This is a genomic window from Corynebacterium gerontici, assembly GCF_003813985.1.
GTDB classification, from domain to species: Bacteria; Actinomycetota; Actinomycetes; order Mycobacteriales; family Mycobacteriaceae; genus Corynebacterium; species Corynebacterium gerontici.
In genome coordinates, this window is record NZ_CP033897.1 from 1,369,178 (window position 1) to 1,383,121 (window position 13,944).

Annotated in this window: 16 protein-coding genes; 4 read left to right on the top strand and 12 right to left on the bottom strand. The window is 56.6% G+C overall.

Features of this window, described 5'->3' with window-relative positions:
• The first annotated feature begins 150 nt into the window (after positions 1 to 150).
• Positions 151 to 672, top strand: coding sequence for a hypothetical protein (locus CGERO_RS06430; protein WP_123934324.1), 522 nt, complete (start codon positions 151 to 153; stop codon positions 670 to 672).
• On the opposite strand, the gene dapF is transcribed toward CGERO_RS06430, so the two are convergent.
• The 3 genes from dapF to CGERO_RS06445 are packed head-to-tail and all read right to left on the bottom strand — an operon-like array spanning position 669 to position 3,081.
• Positions 669 to 1,541, bottom strand: a complete 873-nt coding sequence (gene dapF, locus CGERO_RS06435; RefSeq protein WP_123934326.1) for a diaminopimelate epimerase — start codon at positions 1,539 to 1,541, stop codon at positions 669 to 671. The genes CGERO_RS06430 and dapF overlap by 4 nt on opposite strands.
• On the bottom strand, positions 1,541 to 2,434 hold the full coding sequence (gene miaA / locus CGERO_RS06440) for a tRNA (adenosine(37)-N6)-dimethylallyltransferase MiaA (protein WP_123934328.1): 894 nt from the start codon (positions 2,432 to 2,434) through the stop codon (positions 1,541 to 1,543). Before miaA ends, dapF begins: the two co-directional genes overlap by 1 nt.
• The gene (locus CGERO_RS06445) at positions 2,431 to 3,081 is read right to left on the bottom strand and encodes a hypothetical protein (RefSeq protein ID WP_123934330.1); all 651 of its coding nucleotides are present in this window, start codon (positions 3,079 to 3,081) and stop codon (positions 2,431 to 2,433) included. Before CGERO_RS06445 ends, miaA begins: the two co-directional genes overlap by 4 nt.
• A 161-nt stretch (positions 3,082 to 3,242) precedes the next feature.
• Between CGERO_RS06445 and CGERO_RS06450 the strand changes: the two genes are divergently transcribed.
• Together CGERO_RS06450 and CGERO_RS06455 are read left to right on the top strand one after the other, a co-directional pair.
• Positions 3,243 to 4,601 (top strand): DUF349 domain-containing protein, encoded by a 1,359-nt coding sequence (locus CGERO_RS06450; protein ID WP_123934332.1) that lies wholly within the window; start codon positions 3,243 to 3,245, stop codon positions 4,599 to 4,601.
• Between the two features lie 18 nt (positions 4,602 to 4,619).
• Complete coding sequence (locus CGERO_RS06455; RefSeq protein ID WP_123934334.1) at positions 4,620 to 5,654, top strand: GNAT family N-acetyltransferase; 1,035 nt, start codon at positions 4,620 to 4,622, stop codon at positions 5,652 to 5,654.
• Here CGERO_RS06455 and CGERO_RS06460 read toward each other — a convergent pair.
• The 8 genes from CGERO_RS06460 to pgsA form a co-directional block, all read right to left on the bottom strand.
• Positions 5,651 to 6,268: an Rv2732c family membrane protein gene (locus CGERO_RS06460; RefSeq protein ID WP_123934336.1), complete on the bottom strand. Its 618-nt coding sequence runs from the start codon at positions 6,266 to 6,268 to the stop codon at positions 5,651 to 5,653. The two genes, CGERO_RS06455 and CGERO_RS06460, sit on opposite strands and share 4 nt — an antisense overlap.
• A 55-nt stretch (positions 6,269 to 6,323) precedes the next feature.
• Positions 6,324 to 7,859: a tRNA (N6-isopentenyl adenosine(37)-C2)-methylthiotransferase MiaB gene (miaB, locus tag CGERO_RS06465; RefSeq protein ID WP_123934338.1), complete on the bottom strand. Its 1,536-nt coding sequence runs from the start codon at positions 7,857 to 7,859 to the stop codon at positions 6,324 to 6,326.
• 52 nt (positions 7,860 to 7,911) lie between these two features.
• Positions 7,912 to 8,496: a recombination regulator RecX gene (recX, locus tag CGERO_RS06470; RefSeq protein WP_123934341.1), complete on the bottom strand. Its 585-nt coding sequence runs from the start codon at positions 8,494 to 8,496 to the stop codon at positions 7,912 to 7,914.
• The gene (gene recA / locus CGERO_RS06475) at positions 8,496 to 9,599 is read right to left on the bottom strand and encodes a recombinase RecA (RefSeq protein ID WP_123936008.1); all 1,104 of its coding nucleotides are present in this window, start codon (positions 9,597 to 9,599) and stop codon (positions 8,496 to 8,498) included. The genes recX and recA overlap by 1 nt, the downstream gene beginning before the upstream one ends.
• Before the next feature lie 264 nt (positions 9,600 to 9,863).
• Positions 9,864 to 10,715, bottom strand: a complete 852-nt coding sequence (locus tag CGERO_RS06480; RefSeq protein WP_123934343.1) for a PspA/IM30 family protein — start codon at positions 10,713 to 10,715, stop codon at positions 9,864 to 9,866.
• Between the two features lie 93 nt (positions 10,716 to 10,808).
• Positions 10,809 to 11,141, bottom strand: a complete 333-nt coding sequence (locus CGERO_RS06485) for a helix-turn-helix domain-containing protein (protein ID WP_123934345.1) — start codon at positions 11,139 to 11,141, stop codon at positions 10,809 to 10,811.
• A 20-nt stretch (positions 11,142 to 11,161) separates the two neighbouring features.
• Entirely contained in the window at positions 11,162 to 11,698 is a 537-nt protein-coding gene (locus CGERO_RS06490; protein ID WP_123934347.1) for a CinA family protein, read from the bottom strand.
• Complete coding sequence (gene pgsA, locus CGERO_RS06495) at positions 11,695 to 12,288, bottom strand: CDP-diacylglycerol--glycerol-3-phosphate 3-phosphatidyltransferase (protein ID WP_123934348.1); 594 nt, start codon at positions 12,286 to 12,288, stop codon at positions 11,695 to 11,697. The genes CGERO_RS06490 and pgsA overlap by 4 nt, the downstream gene beginning before the upstream one ends.
• 64 nt (positions 12,289 to 12,352) lie before the next feature.
• Here pgsA and CGERO_RS06500 point away from each other — a divergent pair, with 64 nt between their 5' ends.
• Complete coding sequence (locus tag CGERO_RS06500) at positions 12,353 to 12,655, top strand: YciI family protein (RefSeq protein ID WP_123934350.1); 303 nt, start codon at positions 12,353 to 12,355, stop codon at positions 12,653 to 12,655.
• Between the two features lie 99 nt (positions 12,656 to 12,754).
• On the opposite strand, the gene CGERO_RS06505 is transcribed toward CGERO_RS06500, so the two are convergent.
• Entirely contained in the window at positions 12,755 to 13,768 is a 1,014-nt protein-coding gene (locus tag CGERO_RS06505) for a TerC family protein (protein ID WP_123934352.1), read from the bottom strand.
• Positions 13,769 to 13,944 lie beyond the last annotated feature (176 nt).

Sequence of the window (13,944 nt, forward strand, 5' to 3'; positions counted from 1 at the left end):
ACCGATTGCCCCTATTAGCATTTCTGCTACTAACTTCACTACGCTGGACCCCAACGGATAGCTCCCAATGACGGGAACCATTCGTTGGGTTTCAACGTTAGTGCACATGTAGTTCCATAACCGCCGAGAAGTCCAGAACCTGATAACACCATGCCTGATCGCTATTTCAACGATAAGCCCAAGCAACCGAATTGGCCCCTGTGGCTGATCATCGGTGGCTGCGCAGTGCTCGTGCTGTGGCTTCGTTGGGAGGGTGTGGTGCTCGCCGCAATTATCGCTGCGATCACCGCGGCGGTGATGCACTTCCGCCCAGATTCGGCTGAAGTGGAAACACTGCGGGCTTCAGTGCTGCTCTCCATCGAGGACATCCAAGCGGTATTGAGCGATTATGAGCACTTCCTTCACGGCACCGACCCAGAGGCGATTGCTGATCGCACTATGCTCCGGCCAGCACTGGCAGATGAAACCTCAGTGGTGCCTGAAATTGAGCGTTTCCACGAACTGCGCGTTGCAGCTGAGCGCTTCTGCGCGCGGGTACAGGTGCGTTTTGATGACGCAGACATGTCAGTGGCCCACCTGGAGGGTCTTTTGCAGGCCACGGATCGACGAGCCGCAGAGTTGCAGCAGGCGTGGACGCAAGCGCGCCACGTCGCCAGAAAACTTGCCCCTTAACGCCCGAGAGCTTCCACCTGCACTTCCCCGCGAGCAATGACTCTTGAAGGGCCGCGCAGTGTCGATTCCTCTCCCTTGATCACCACGCTCACCGTGCCGCCCGGAACGTGGACCTTGACGGTGCCGTCGAGCAACCCGGCGTCGGCAAGCGCACTCCGCGCCGCTGCAACGGTGCCGGTACCACAACTGCGGGTTTCGCCCACTCCCCTTTCAAACACACGCATGTGAGTTGCGCCGTTTTCGAGGGGAGTCAAAATTTCAAGGTTCACACCATGCGGAAAGAACTCTTTGTCAATTTCTGGGGCTTGAAGTTCGAGTTGGCTCAGCGCCTCCCGATCCAAGCCCGGCACCACGCAGGCAAGGTGCGGGTTGCCCATATCGACGCCTAGGCCTGCAAAGCGTTGCGAGCCCATCTTGCAAGTGGATACGCCCGTGACTTCCGCATTACCCATAGCCACGGATACATCCGCCTGTAGTTCATCAAAGCTGTGTACAACCACGGGTTTGGCACCCGCGCGAGTGCCCACCACGAACTGCTCCGAAGTCTCGTAGCCGTTCAGTCGAACCCAATGTGCAAACACCCGAGTGCCGTTGCCACACATCTCGGCGGTGCTGCCATCGGCGTTGTAGTAATCCATGAACATGACGTCGTCAGCGATGTCCTCTACGCGCTCTAGAACGCCCGCATTGCGCAGCGCCCCAGTCGTGGCTACTCGGAGCAGACCATCCGCTCCGATGCCCGCACGGCGGTCACACAATCGCCGCACTAAATCTGGCGTGATATCGAGCTCGGCTTGTGCGTCATCCAGGATGACAAAGTCATTTTCCGTGCCATGACCTTTGGCAAAAGAGATTCGCTGTTGCTTCATCAGAGTAATTCTAGTGCTTGGGTCAATGTGTCGCCGCTGGCGTCTATCCAGTGAATGCGCGGATCACGCCGGAACCAGGAACGTTGCCGCCGCACGTACCTTCTGGTGCCCGTCACGGTGCGGGGTTCCACCTCGCACCAGTCCAGATCCCCCCGCTGCGCGGCAAGCACCTGAGCATAACCAATCGCTCTACCGGCTGTGGAGTCAGCAACAAGTCCGCGCTGCTGCAGTTCTTCAACTTCTTCCACCAACCCGGTTTCGAACATGGTGTGGGTGCGTTGCTCGATGCGTGGATTGAGCCATTCCGGCGAGGTTTTCAGGCCGAAGATGGTGGTATCCCATCGCGGAGCCGCGTGTTTTGGTGGCTGGCTGGCTTGGAATGGTTTGCCCGTCAGCTCAATCACCTCAAGCGCCCTGACGGTCCGCCTTGGATCTTGATCCTCGATAATCGCCGCCGCTTGAGGATCAACCTTGGCGAGTTCCTGGTGCAGTTGTGCGATACCGACTTCACGCAATCGCGCCTCGTACTTCGCCCGAACTCTGTGATCTGTGGGCGGAAAATCCCAGGCGTCGATGAGCGATTGCACGTACAGCATGGAACCGCCAACAAGAATTGGTACCTTGCCTCGGGCCTGAATCGACCCCACCGTTCGCACCGCATCCGCCTGGTACCGAGCCACCGAAGCTTGCTCAGTGACCTCCCAAACGTCGAGTAAGTGGTGAGGCACCCCCTTGCGTTCCTCAAGACTGAGCTTGGCGGTACCGATGTCCATCCCGCGATAAAGCTGCATGGAATCAACGTTCACCACCTCCCCGCCAAAGTGCTGCGCCAGGGCGATGCCAAGAGCAGACTTGCCTGAGGCAGTCGGGCCTACTACTGCAATTGGCTTCATCCTTTTCGCTCCCATCGTGCCACGTAGCGCCCCACACCGAGGCTCATATCACTCCAATACAGTCCTCCAGACCATCCCCGCTGCGCGATCTCAGCCTCAAGTTCCAGCCAAAGATCCGCTTCAATCACTCCCCGTTCTTGCAGCCATTGCTTTTCGACGCTCCCCGGCCCCTCTCCAGCAAGCAATGCCGTGCACCATTCATGGGCTTCATCAGCCCCAGGAACTTCTGCTAATGGGGCCTTCGGGCTCAGCCCCGCGCTGCCATCAAGCACCACGATCTGCGTTGGATGTCCGCTCAACGAGTCCTGACTGAGCACCTCAGGCATCGGATGCTGTGCCGACTCGCTGGATTGCTGCAGCAACCATCGGGCAACGAGTTCTCCCAGATGGTGCCCAGCACCAACACTCGTATTCGCTGCACCCCAGGACCGAAAACTCCCAGCGTGGCGGGTATACCAACGATTGTCGTGGGAACACACAATTGCCACCGGGGACGGTGATTGCACCGCTTGCGTGAGCAATGCAATGCTTTGTGCCGCGAGCTCGGTTGAAGCATTATCGCCAACGCCCAGGCCTCGTACCTGCGCAGGGCTGCCCGAAACCACGAATATGGTGGAACTTTCCGTGGGTGAAGAAGTCTGATTCACATTCAATATCCTAAGCAGTGAACATGAACAGGTGCGAGCAGGTAAATTATTTCATTGGAACGAGGAGCTTGTACTGAACAATCAGCTAGGTCCCCTCCGTCGGCCACTAACGGCCTTGGCAGCCGCGACGCGTGGCACGAGATGAAGTGAGGAAATACTGTATGACTACGCCCAATACCCCCAACCCCACTCCGAAACCCGGCCCGAAGCCCGGTGCTCGGCCATCTGCCAAGGCAGTGCCAGGGCCAATCCCCGGCCCACATTCCACTCCAGCGCCCGCGGTTTTCGCGAGCACGCATGTTGCGGATCCCAGCAAGTGGGGACGAGTTGACGAAGACGGCAACGTGTATGTGCGCCGAGGCGGCACTGAGCACCACATCGCCTCCTGGCAAGCCGGCACCGCCGCCGAAGGTCTAGCCCACTACGCTCAGCGCTACGAGGACTTGGCCACGGAAATTGTGCTGTTGGAAACTCGCCTCCAGACTCATCCCGATGATGCCGCCCACACCAAGGAACTCGCACAGGAACTGCGTGAAGGCCTGGATTCAGCCGCTGTAATTGGTGATATCGATGCGCTGGATCAACGTCTAGGCAAAGTCATCGACCACGCCGACGAGGCGGGTGAGCACGCGAAGCAAGAAAAAGCGCGACGTCGACAAGCTGCCATTGAACGCAAAGAAGCACTCGTCCACGAAACTGAGCAGATCGCGGAAGAATCAACCGATTGGAAAGCTGCCGGCGACCGAATCCGGGCGATCTTGGAAGAGTGGAAAACCATCCGAGGCATTGATCATAAGACTGATGATCAACTGTGGAAGCGCTACTCGCGAGCTCGCGATGCCTTCAACCGCCGTCGAGGTGCCCACTTTGCCGAGCTGGACCGCGGACGTGCAGCAGCAAAGCGCGCGAAGGAAGCGCTCGTGGAGCAAGCGGAAGCGATCAAAGATTCCACAGACTGGAATGAAACCTCCAAGCAATTCCGCGACCTAATGAATCAGTGGCGCAAAGCGGGGCGCGCCCCGCGGGACGTGGACGATAAACTCTGGGCTGCATTCAAGAAGGCCCAGGACACCTTCTTTAGCGCACGCAACGCAGTTCAGGCGGAGCGCGATCAAGAATTTGAAGATAACGCCAAGGCTAAAGACGAACTGCTGGAGATTTACGGCCCACAGATTAATCCGGCACTCGACCTCGAAGGTGCGCGAGAGAAACTTCGTGAGCTGCAGGAGAAGTGGGAGGCAATCGGTTTTGTACCTCGCGCGCGTATCCGTGAGTTCGAGGAGAAGATCGGCAAGATTGAAAAGGAAGTTGCCGGAGCTGAAGACACCCAGTGGCGACGCACAGATCCGGAGGCGCAAGCTCGAGCGGCTCAGTTTAAAGCCAAGGTGGAAGAGTTCAAGGCGCAAGCTGAAGAAGCCGAAGCCAAAGGTAAAGGCAAGAAAGCCGAAGAACTGCGAGCACAAGCGGCACAATGGCAGGAGTGGGCAGACGCAGCCGAACAGGCGATCGCCGATCGTTAAAGCGCTAGCATAGGGCGCATGCCCACGTTTCAAGAGATCCAGGCTCCGGGGAGTCACGCTGAACCAAGCGAGGCGCTCCGGGCCTTCGTCTTTTCTGCCAACTTAGAGATGCAAGACATCACCGGCGATACTGCTACCTCTACCTCCTATCAGGCATGTGAAGAGATGCTGATCGGCTCGCCGGAATCCTCCACCACCCTGCTGTGCCTAGAAGACGATCAGCGATATCCCTTGGGATACCTGCAAATCACCGAGTCTCTGAAAGACAATTTGGATACCCTCGACGTGGATTTCTTACTCCACGCAGAACTCCAGCCCTTAGCTGAAGATGCACCAGAAGCCGAAGTTCGTGAGACGGCCCTCACACTGATCGATGAAGCCATCCGACAGGGAGATCGTCGAGCGAAGCGATTTCTCAACACCTGGTTGCCGGTCACGAACCACCGCTATTTTCAATGGTTGCGTTCCGTATTGGAGGCCTGTGGCTTTGAACCCAAGCTCGAGGAAGCACACGGCTGGATCCGGGTTCCCGACGTGCCCGCTGATCCAGTGCTCGACGCAGGGCTCAACTTGCATGTTTGGCGTGACTTCCGCATCGACGATGCTTGGCGCGGCCAGGTTGCGAAGATGCTTGAGCTTGGCGACGCCGACGTCCCCAACGGTGCACTGCACACCACCCCGGCTCCGTGGACACTAGAAAGGATTGAATCCCTCCAGAAACTCACTGTCCGCCGCGGCAACCGGATCGTGCACACCGCAATCAGCAACAACGATCGACTCCTTGGCTACACCGCGGTGGTCTGGTATCCCACTGGCGATCCGAGTGTGGCGTGGCAAGATCTCAGCGTGATTACGCCAGAAGCACGCGGACGAGGCCTAGGCAAGCTCCTCAAACAACACAGCTATGCGGCTGTTCGCGAGCATCTACCGACGGTGCAACGCGTATGTAGCCAGGTGGCAACATCGAATATTGCCATGCTGCGCCTTAATCAAGCGCTTGGCTTTGAGGGCCAAACAACCTGGGTGGCGTTGCAGAAAACGATCGGGGTTTAGTGTCCGGCGTGTTTTTCCGCAGCACGCTTGCGGCGATCGTCGATGAGAAGCGGGTTGTGCTCCGCAGCTTCGAAACCTCGGCTCCGCGCAGCCTCCTGCTGTGCGCGTCCCACCGGATCGAGCTCATCATGCTCTGCACGCAACGCAGCTGCTTGTTTCTGGGCATCGCTGCGCGCAAAGATAATGCAGCTCATCGCGTAGATGAGCACGATAACCGCCAGCACCTCAAGCAATAGCCCGACGCCAATCCCGGTGGATCCATCAACTTCTTTGCTCTGCAGACGCATCCAAAGCGCAAACAGAGAGACAAGCAAGGCGATCCCGCCAATAAGATATTGGGCATTCGCGACAGCGGTACGCTTGCTGAGCAATACAACCGCATTCAGTAATACTGCACTGACGGTGCCGAAGAGGACGAACACAGTTTCAGCAATGCGCACGTCGCCGGCCTTTGCCTGAGCGTTATTGATCAGAACATCAAAACCCCGGACGTCGCCAGAGTGAGGCAGCAACAGTCCGACAACGAACGCGATTAACGCACCGAGCATGAGCCACCGATAGTGGCGCAGATCCAGTGTTCGGGCGGCTTGTTTTTCTGCTGCTGCGTAATCCACGATGGGTGTCCTTTGAGTTTCGTTTCTGTGACTGATTGCAGATGAGCCTATGGTCCTAACAGCCACAACCAGTATTCGATTCTACAACCTTGTTGGCACCGATCTTCGGCATCCCGAGACCAACACCCACGGGGGCGGTGGTGGGAACCTTCCCCGCCGCGCTCATGTCACCTGCTTTTGTGCGGCGGTGATGCAGTACTCCCCCGTCAGCGATGAGGTAATGCGGCTTCGCATCGCTAATCAGGGTGCGGATCACGTCGCCGGGGCGAATCTCCTGGTCAATCTCGCCCTCGGGGCGGAAGTGAACCAGGCGCCCATCACGGGCCCGTCCGCTCATTCGCTGCGTCTGATCATTCTTGCGGCCGCCATCCGCCTGTACCAGCAACTCAACCTCAGTACCGAGCAATACCTGGTTTTCTTCAAGGCTAATGCGATCTTGCAAAGCGATAAGGCGCTCGTAGCGTTCCTGCACCACTTCTTTGGGAATCTGCTGCTCATACTCAGCTGCCGGAGTACCGGGACGCGGAGAATATTGGAAAGTGAATGCGGAGCTGAACCGTGCACGCTCCACTACGTCCAAGGTGGCCTGGAAATCTTCCTCAGTTTCGCCTGGGAAGCCAACGATAATGTCAGTGGTGATGGCCGCGTTAGGCAACTTCTCGCGCACTTCATCCAAAATCTTTAGGAATTTCTTAGAACGGTAGGAGCGACGCATCTCCTTGAGCACCTTGTCGGAGCCGGACTGCAGTGGCATGTGCAAATTAGGGCACACGTTTGGTGTCTCCGCCATGGCGTCAATGACGTCGGAGGTAAATTCCGCGGGGTGTGGGCTTGTGAATCGAACGCGTTCCAGGCCCTCGATTTGCCCACAAGCCCGAAGCAGCTTAGAGAAAGCTGAACGATCCCGCTCCATGTCCGGGTCTACGAAGTTCACACCGTAGGCATTTACGTTCTGACCGAGCAACGTCACCTCAGATACGCCCTGTTCCACGAGCGCTTGCACTTCCGCCAAGATGTCACCAGGGCGGCGATCTACCTCTTTGCCACGCAAGGAGGGCACAATGCAAAACGTGCAGGTGTTATTGCAGCCAACTGACACAGATACCCAACCGGCGTAGGCGGACTCACGCTTCGCGGGCAGCATCGAGGGGAACTGCTCGAGCGCATCTACGATTTCCACCTGAGCCTTGGCATTGTGGCGGGCACGATCCAACAAGGCAGGCAAAGAACCGATGTTGTGAGTGCCGAATACGGCGTCTACCCACGGCGCTTTTTCCACGACGGTTGCTTTGTCCTTTTGCGCGAGACAACCGCCCACGGCGATCTGCATGCCGGGGTGAGATTCTTTGACCGAGCGCAGAGAACCGAGCGTGCCATAGAGCCGTTGATCGGCGTTTTCGCGCACCGCGCACGTGTTGAGAACCACGAGATCCGGCTGCTGGTCTCCGGCTGCCGCCGTGTAGCCCGCTTCTTCAAGCAATCCGGAGAGACGCTCAGAGTCGTGTACGTTCATCTGGCAACCGAATGTCCGCACTTCATAGGTGCGGGGCTGCTGATCTACTGGAGCTGAAGTTGTAGTTGGGTGCGACACGTGTGGTCATTGTAGTGTCTGCTCTAGCGCGAACCTAACTCGATCCACACGCTCATCGCAGCTCTTCAATTCGCTGATCCAGAGCTTCAAGTGCGATTTGAAACGCACCAGCCTCCGCGAAACCTCGCCGAGCAAGAACGCCGAGAATTCTACGGAGGTGTTTGTCCCTTTCGGCACGGTTTTCAGGCGCGGTCTTGATACTGCGTGCCTTTTTCGCCGCGAGTTTACGGGCCAGTGCGCGCTCACTGTGCTCGTCAACTTGTTCGAGCGCAGCGTTGCGGATCGTCTCCGCGACACCCTTTTGCTTCAACTCCTGATTGAGCACTTTGCGCGATTTCCCGCGAAGTTCGTGCCGTTGGCGTACCCACTCATGCGCGAAGGCGGCGTCATCGACCAGGTTGACCGCTTGGAGGTCATCTAGCACCTCGTCGATCACGGTTTCATCGAACTCAAGAGCCTTGAGGCGCTCTTTGAGCTCAAAGCGGGAGCGAGCACGCTGATCGAGCAACAGCAGCGCTCGGTGCCTCACTGGGGCTTTGTTAAGCTCCCGTTGTTCGTCGAAAAGCTCACTGCCATTGCTTTGATACTCTTCGATCGCCGCCTGAAGTTTGGCCAGCTTTTGCTCGCGGGCGTTCATTAGCTTTCGTCGTCGAAGTCAACGTTGGGCACCATGTCGATGGGCTCATCGCTGAGATCGTCTTCGGCGTTGGCGTATTCGCCCACGCCAAGCTTTTTGAGGATCTTCGTTTCAATTTCGTTGGCGAGGTCTTGATTTTCCTTCAGGTTAAGGCGCACCTTTTCTTTGCCCTGACCAAGCTGCTCACCTTCGTAGGTGAACCACGAGCCGGACTTCTTCACAATGCCGTTGTCCACCGCCAGGTCAATGATTGAGCTTTCGCGGGAGATTCCCTCGCCGTACATGATGTCGAATTCGGCGATCTTGAACGGAGGCGAAACCTTGTTTTTCACCACTTTCAACTTTGTGCGGTTGCCAATGGCGTCTTGACCGTCCTTCAAAGTTTGAATGCGGCGCACATCGCAGCGCACGGAGGCGTAGAACTTCAGTGCTTTACCGCCGGTCGTGGTTTCGGGTGAACCGAACATCACGCCAATCTTTTCACGCAACTGGTTAATGAAGATGGCGGTAGTGCCCGAGTTATAGAGTGCGCCGGTCATCTTGCGTAGCGCCTGGCTCATCAGGCGAGCTTGCAGGCCAACGTGGCTATCGCCCATATCGCCCTCGATCTCCGCTTTGGGGGTCAATGCAGCTACCGAGTCGATCACGATGATGTCAATTGCCCCGGAGCGCACAAGCATATCGGCAATCTCCAGCGCCTGCTCTCCGGTATCCGGCTGCGAGACCAACAGTGCGTCAGTGTCTACGCCAAGCTTTCGGGCATATTCCGGATCCAAAGCATGCTCAGCGTCAATGAACGCGGCGATACCGCCGTCGCGCTGCGCACTGGCGATCGCATGCAAAGCGACTGTGGTTTTACCTGAAGACTCAGGCCCATAAATTTCAACGATACGGCCGCGAGGGAAGCCCCCGACGCCCAACGCCACATCGATAGCAGTGTTGCCGGAAGAAATAGCCTTGATGGGCGGGCGATTATCGTCGCCCAGGCGCATCACCGCACCTTTACCAAAGTCTTTCTCGATCATCGCAAGGGCGGAATCGAGGGCCTTTTGCCTGCTATCCGCGTCAGTAGCTTTGGCCTTGGTGGATTTTTTTGGAGCCACTTCTTTTGTTCTCTCTTCTTCTCGGTTGAGTTGGATATTCTCTACTTTTGTTAGACGCAATTGCTGCCACAGAGGTTCCCGACATGCGGCACTCAAACGCAACACTGCAGACATTAGCGGGACACCCCTGGGCGCGCCCTCAATCTCATCACCAATCTTAGCAACTGTGTTCGATCAATCGCACATTGGCGCGCTGACACATGGAAAATCTCCAAACGCCAGGTAAAACCTTTCGTTTGGAGATGGATACGCCACCGCGAACGCTTAACTTTGCTCCCGCAATTCGCGCAACTTCTGCGCCACTACATCGTCCGCTGCAGCGACGTTCGGTTGTTCAGTGTTTGATGCAGAGTCAGCCTGCTGTTCAATTGCCGGCTTCTGCTGAGCGCTTCCCAACTCCCCTGACATCTCGGCCCTAATCTGCTCGAGTCGAGAGTGCCCGGCCAGTTGAACACTCGCCTGCTCCACCTCGGCCATACGCCCCTGAACCGAATTCTGCGCCAGCTCTGCGCTGCCCAGAGCATTGGCGTAGCGACGCTCAATCTTTTCGCGAACTTGATCCAGGTTCGGGCTATCTGCGCTACCAAGCGAATTCATTGATTGCATCGACTCCGCAACCTTTTCCTGCATCTTCGCCTGTTCGAGTTGGCTCAGCAGTTTGGTACGTTCTGCCACCTTTTGCTGCAGCGCCATCGAGTTGCGCTCGACGGCCTTCTTTGCGGCTTCTGCCTGCTGGAGTGCTTGATCGTGCAACTGCTTCGTATCTTCCACAGATTGCTCGGCGGTTACGAGCTGAGCAGCGAACGCCTCGGCAGCGTTTTCGTATTCTGTGGCTTTCTGTTGGTCGCCACCGCTGCGTGCTTTATCTGCAAGCTGCAGTGCCTGGCGGGTGTTTGCCTGAAGCTTTTCGATTTCAGCCAAACGTCGATTCAACTGCATCTCCAGTTGGCGCTGGTTGCCAATCACTGCTGCAGCTTGCTGAGACAGCTCTTGATGCTGACGCTGTGCTTCACTAATCGCCTGTTCGATCTGGACCTTAGGATCAGCATTCTCCTCGATCTTCGTATCGAACAACGCCATGAGGTACTTCCATGCCTTGCTGAATGGATTCGCCATAAATTATTGCCTTTCTTTTTCACCACCGGCCCAGCACAGGAGAAATCAGCGGGACGGGAGGAGATATCAATAACGCTATTAAAAGCCAGACGTTTAGTGTAGCGCGCCTTCTACATCCACAAGGTCCGCATCTCGCATAGCCATCGTGCCTGCTGCCTCAATGAGTACATCCGCAACGGTGGTTTCCAAGGCGTGACACACCGAGGCGAGCAACTCACTCGACACTTCCTTGCGCCCGCGTTCCAGCTCTGAAAGGTACCCGGGTGAAACACGAGAGGTCTCTGCTAGTTCACGCAGAGTGATGCCTTTATCCGCACGGAATGAACGCAGTGCAGCGCCAAGTGCTTCACGCAACAATGGCTGTGGCACGGCTTTACGCGTTGGAGCAACGGCTGGCTTATCAAGTACCGCAGTGTATTTCATCATCACTTCTTCTAACGAGCGGATCACACAATTTGTTCCCCGATGGCATCCACTGCCCAATCCAGGGCATATGCCACGGACACTTGGCGGATCCAAGCGCGATCGCCGTGGAGCCCCTCTTCGCCACCGAGCCTGATTGCCTTTTCACCAACTGGTCCAGCGATACCAAGCCAAACGGTTCCCACCGAATGCCCGTCCTGGGGCTCAGGCCCCGCCACCCCAGTGAGTGAAAATCCATAATCCGCGCCACATCGCACTTGGGCTCCTCGCGCCATCATTCGGGCAACCGCCTCCGATACCACGGTGTGTTCTTCAATCACTGCCTCCGGCACCCCAGCCAGACTATGTTTCAAATTGCTGGCATAGGTGATCAGACCACCACGCAGCACCGCGCTCGCACCAGGGACTTCGGCGATGGTGGCCGCGAGCAACCCCGCAGTCAGTGATTCACACGTAGCCACCGTCACACCCCGCTTGCACGCAAGACGAACAAGCAATGCGGCGTTTTGGGAGAGCAGCGTGTCAAGCTCAGAGCGCGTCAAACGTGAGTGTTGACTCATTGCAGGTTTCGTTTCGACTTTGCGTCACGTTGAGCTTGCTGCGAATCCAGGAGGTACTGAATGCCGGTCCACACAGTGACTGCTACGGCTGCCAGCATCACCATGAAGACCGGGATGTCGAGCCAGTGCGGTAGCGGAATGAGGTATAAGGACACCGCCAGAGCCTGCAAGGTGGTCTTGATTTTGCCCCCCTTTGAGGCGGGAACAACATGGCCAGATTTCAATTGGAACATCCGCCATATGGTGATGCCCAGCTCCCGGATCAAGATGACGATGGTGACCCACCAGGGCAGTGCGTTCGTGATGTTCAAGCAAATTAGCGCGGCGCTCATCAACGCCTTGTCCGCGATCGGATCTGCGATCTTGCCGAAATCTGTGACGATCCCGCGGGCACGAGCGATGTCTCCATCGAGTTTGTCGGTAATCATCAACGCGGCAAAGACGATAAAGGACCACCACATCCAAGCCGTGTGTTGGTCGTCGCCGCGCAACACTAGCCAGGCGAACACTGGGATTGCAATAATCCTCAAGCTGGTTAGCACATTAGGCAGATTCCAATTTGATTGCTTTTTCGCGCGCTGTGTGCCCATCTGGCCCCTTTCTTCCACCTAGTACCCTACCCGCCCCGACGACTCGGAGACTACGATAGCCACCATGAACGTCTTCGCAGTTGAATACACATACGATCCCAACAGCAGTGCGATTCAGGAGATCCGGCCTCGCCACCGCGAATTTCTCGGTCAACTCAAAACAGAGGGCAAGCTGATCGGCTCGGGCCCGTACACCGACGGCGATGGTGGAGCACTCATCGTGATTCGCCTGCAAGAAGGCTCCAGCATTGAGCAAGCACGCGAGCTCATGGATCAAGATCCCTTCCATACTGAAGGCGCGCTCGATGACCGCAACTTCCATAGCTGGAACCCCGTGTTGAATATCTTCCCCGGACCTGAAGCCTAATCACTTCACAGTCACAAAAAACATCCCCTGCCTAATCAGAAAGGGCAGGGGATTTGAAGTATGTGGACGTCGAAAAGCTCAAAGAGACGCCCCAGAGGATTAGTGTGGACGCACACCACCCATATTTTCATCGCGCTTAGTTTTCACCAAAGAGGCAACTGCGGTGATAACCAGCACTCCGACGATCACGATCAGAGAGGTTACGGTGGAAACCTCGGGGACGTGGAGCGGCTGTCCGCCATTGATGAAGGGCAGCGAATTTTCGTGGAGCGCGTGCAGCACAAGCTTCACACCAATGAACGCGAGAATGACGCCGAGACCGTAGGAGAGGAACACGAGGCGGTCAAGCAGGCCGTCGAGGAGGAAGTACATCTGGCGCAACCCCATGAGCGCGAAAGCGTTCGCGGTGAAGACGATGTAAGGATCCTTGGTCAGGCCGAAGATTGCCGGGATGGAGTCGAAGGCAAACATCAAGTCGATGAACCCCACGGACACTAACGCCAGCATCAAAGGCGTGACCATCTTTTTGCCATTGACCTTCGTAAAGAGCTTGTCTCCGTGGAACTCTTCGGAAACTGGGATGAACTTGCGGGTGAGCTTCACCATGAGCATGTCATTGACTTCAGTCTCATCTTCGTCACGAATCTCATCCACGATGAGTTTGATGGCGGTGTAGAGCAAGAAGATGCCGAAGATGTAGAACACCCAAGACCATGCGGCGATAGCGGCAGCGCCGATACCGATAAAGATGCCGCGGAAAATTAGCGCGAGGGCAATGCCAATGAGCAGCACCTTCTGTTGGTATTCGCGGGGAACCTTAAAGCTACCGATGATTAGCGCGAAGATGAAGAGGTTATCAACGCTCAGCGAAAGTTCCGTAATGTAACCAGCAAAGAACTCCACTCCCTTGGAATGATCGCCGGAATCTCCGCCGCCAAAGTACCAGAGGAAACCGCCAAAAATACAAGCGAGTATGACGTAGAACGCCATCCACCCACCAGCTTCTTTCATGGTGGGCTCATGTGGTTTCCGTACGTGGGATACAAAGTCAAAGGTGATAAAACCCAGCAGTACGACTGCGGTGATCACCCAAGTAATTGCATGGACTTCCATGAAAAATAAAACCTCCGGTTTCGTTACAAGGGAACCAGAGGTCTCCCCCACTTCTTACGCGCGAATATGCGGTTCGAAGCCGGTACGACCGGGACCAACCTCAAGTTGGCGCCGTGCTGACGATCAATACCGTGGGCGGGGTACTCCCCTCCAAGTGTCGAGTTAGTGTAACCCAA

Bases quoted from the DNA above. Each gene is read 5' to 3' on its own strand.
- CGERO_RS06490 (WP_123934347.1), bottom strand. From the start codon at position 11,698: ATGAGTCAACACTCACGTTTGACGCGCTCTGAGCTTGACACGCTGCTC.
- CGERO_RS06450 (WP_123934332.1), top strand. From the start codon at position 3,243: ATGACTACGCCCAATACCCCCAACCCCACTCCGAAACCCGGCCCGAAG.
- CGERO_RS06500 (WP_123934350.1), top strand. From the start codon at position 12,353: ATGAACGTCTTCGCAGTTGAATACACATACGATCCCAACAGCAGTGCG.
- CGERO_RS06430 (WP_123934324.1), top strand. From the start codon at position 151: ATGCCTGATCGCTATTTCAACGATAAGCCCAAGCAACCGAATTGGCCC.
- CGERO_RS06455 (WP_123934334.1), top strand. From the start codon at position 4,620: ATGCCCACGTTTCAAGAGATCCAGGCTCCGGGGAGTCACGCTGAACCA.
- miaA (WP_123934328.1), bottom strand. From the start codon at position 2,434: ATGAAGCCAATTGCAGTAGTAGGCCCGACTGCCTCAGGCAAGTCTGCT.
- CGERO_RS06485 (WP_123934345.1), bottom strand. From the start codon at position 11,141: ATGATGAAATACACTGCGGTACTTGATAAGCCAGCCGTTGCTCCAACG.
- CGERO_RS06480 (WP_123934343.1), bottom strand. From the start codon at position 10,715: ATGGCGAATCCATTCAGCAAGGCATGGAAGTACCTCATGGCGTTGTTC.
- pgsA (WP_123934348.1), bottom strand. From the start codon at position 12,288: ATGGGCACACAGCGCGCGAAAAAGCAATCAAATTGGAATCTGCCTAAT.
- recX (WP_123934341.1), bottom strand. From the start codon at position 8,496: ATGAACGCCCGCGAGCAAAAGCTGGCCAAACTTCAGGCGGCGATCGAA.
- CGERO_RS06505 (WP_123934352.1), bottom strand. From the start codon at position 13,768: ATGGAAGTCCATGCAATTACTTGGGTGATCACCGCAGTCGTACTGCTG.
- dapF (WP_123934326.1), bottom strand. From the start codon at position 1,541: ATGAAGCAACAGCGAATCTCTTTTGCCAAAGGTCATGGCACGGAAAAT.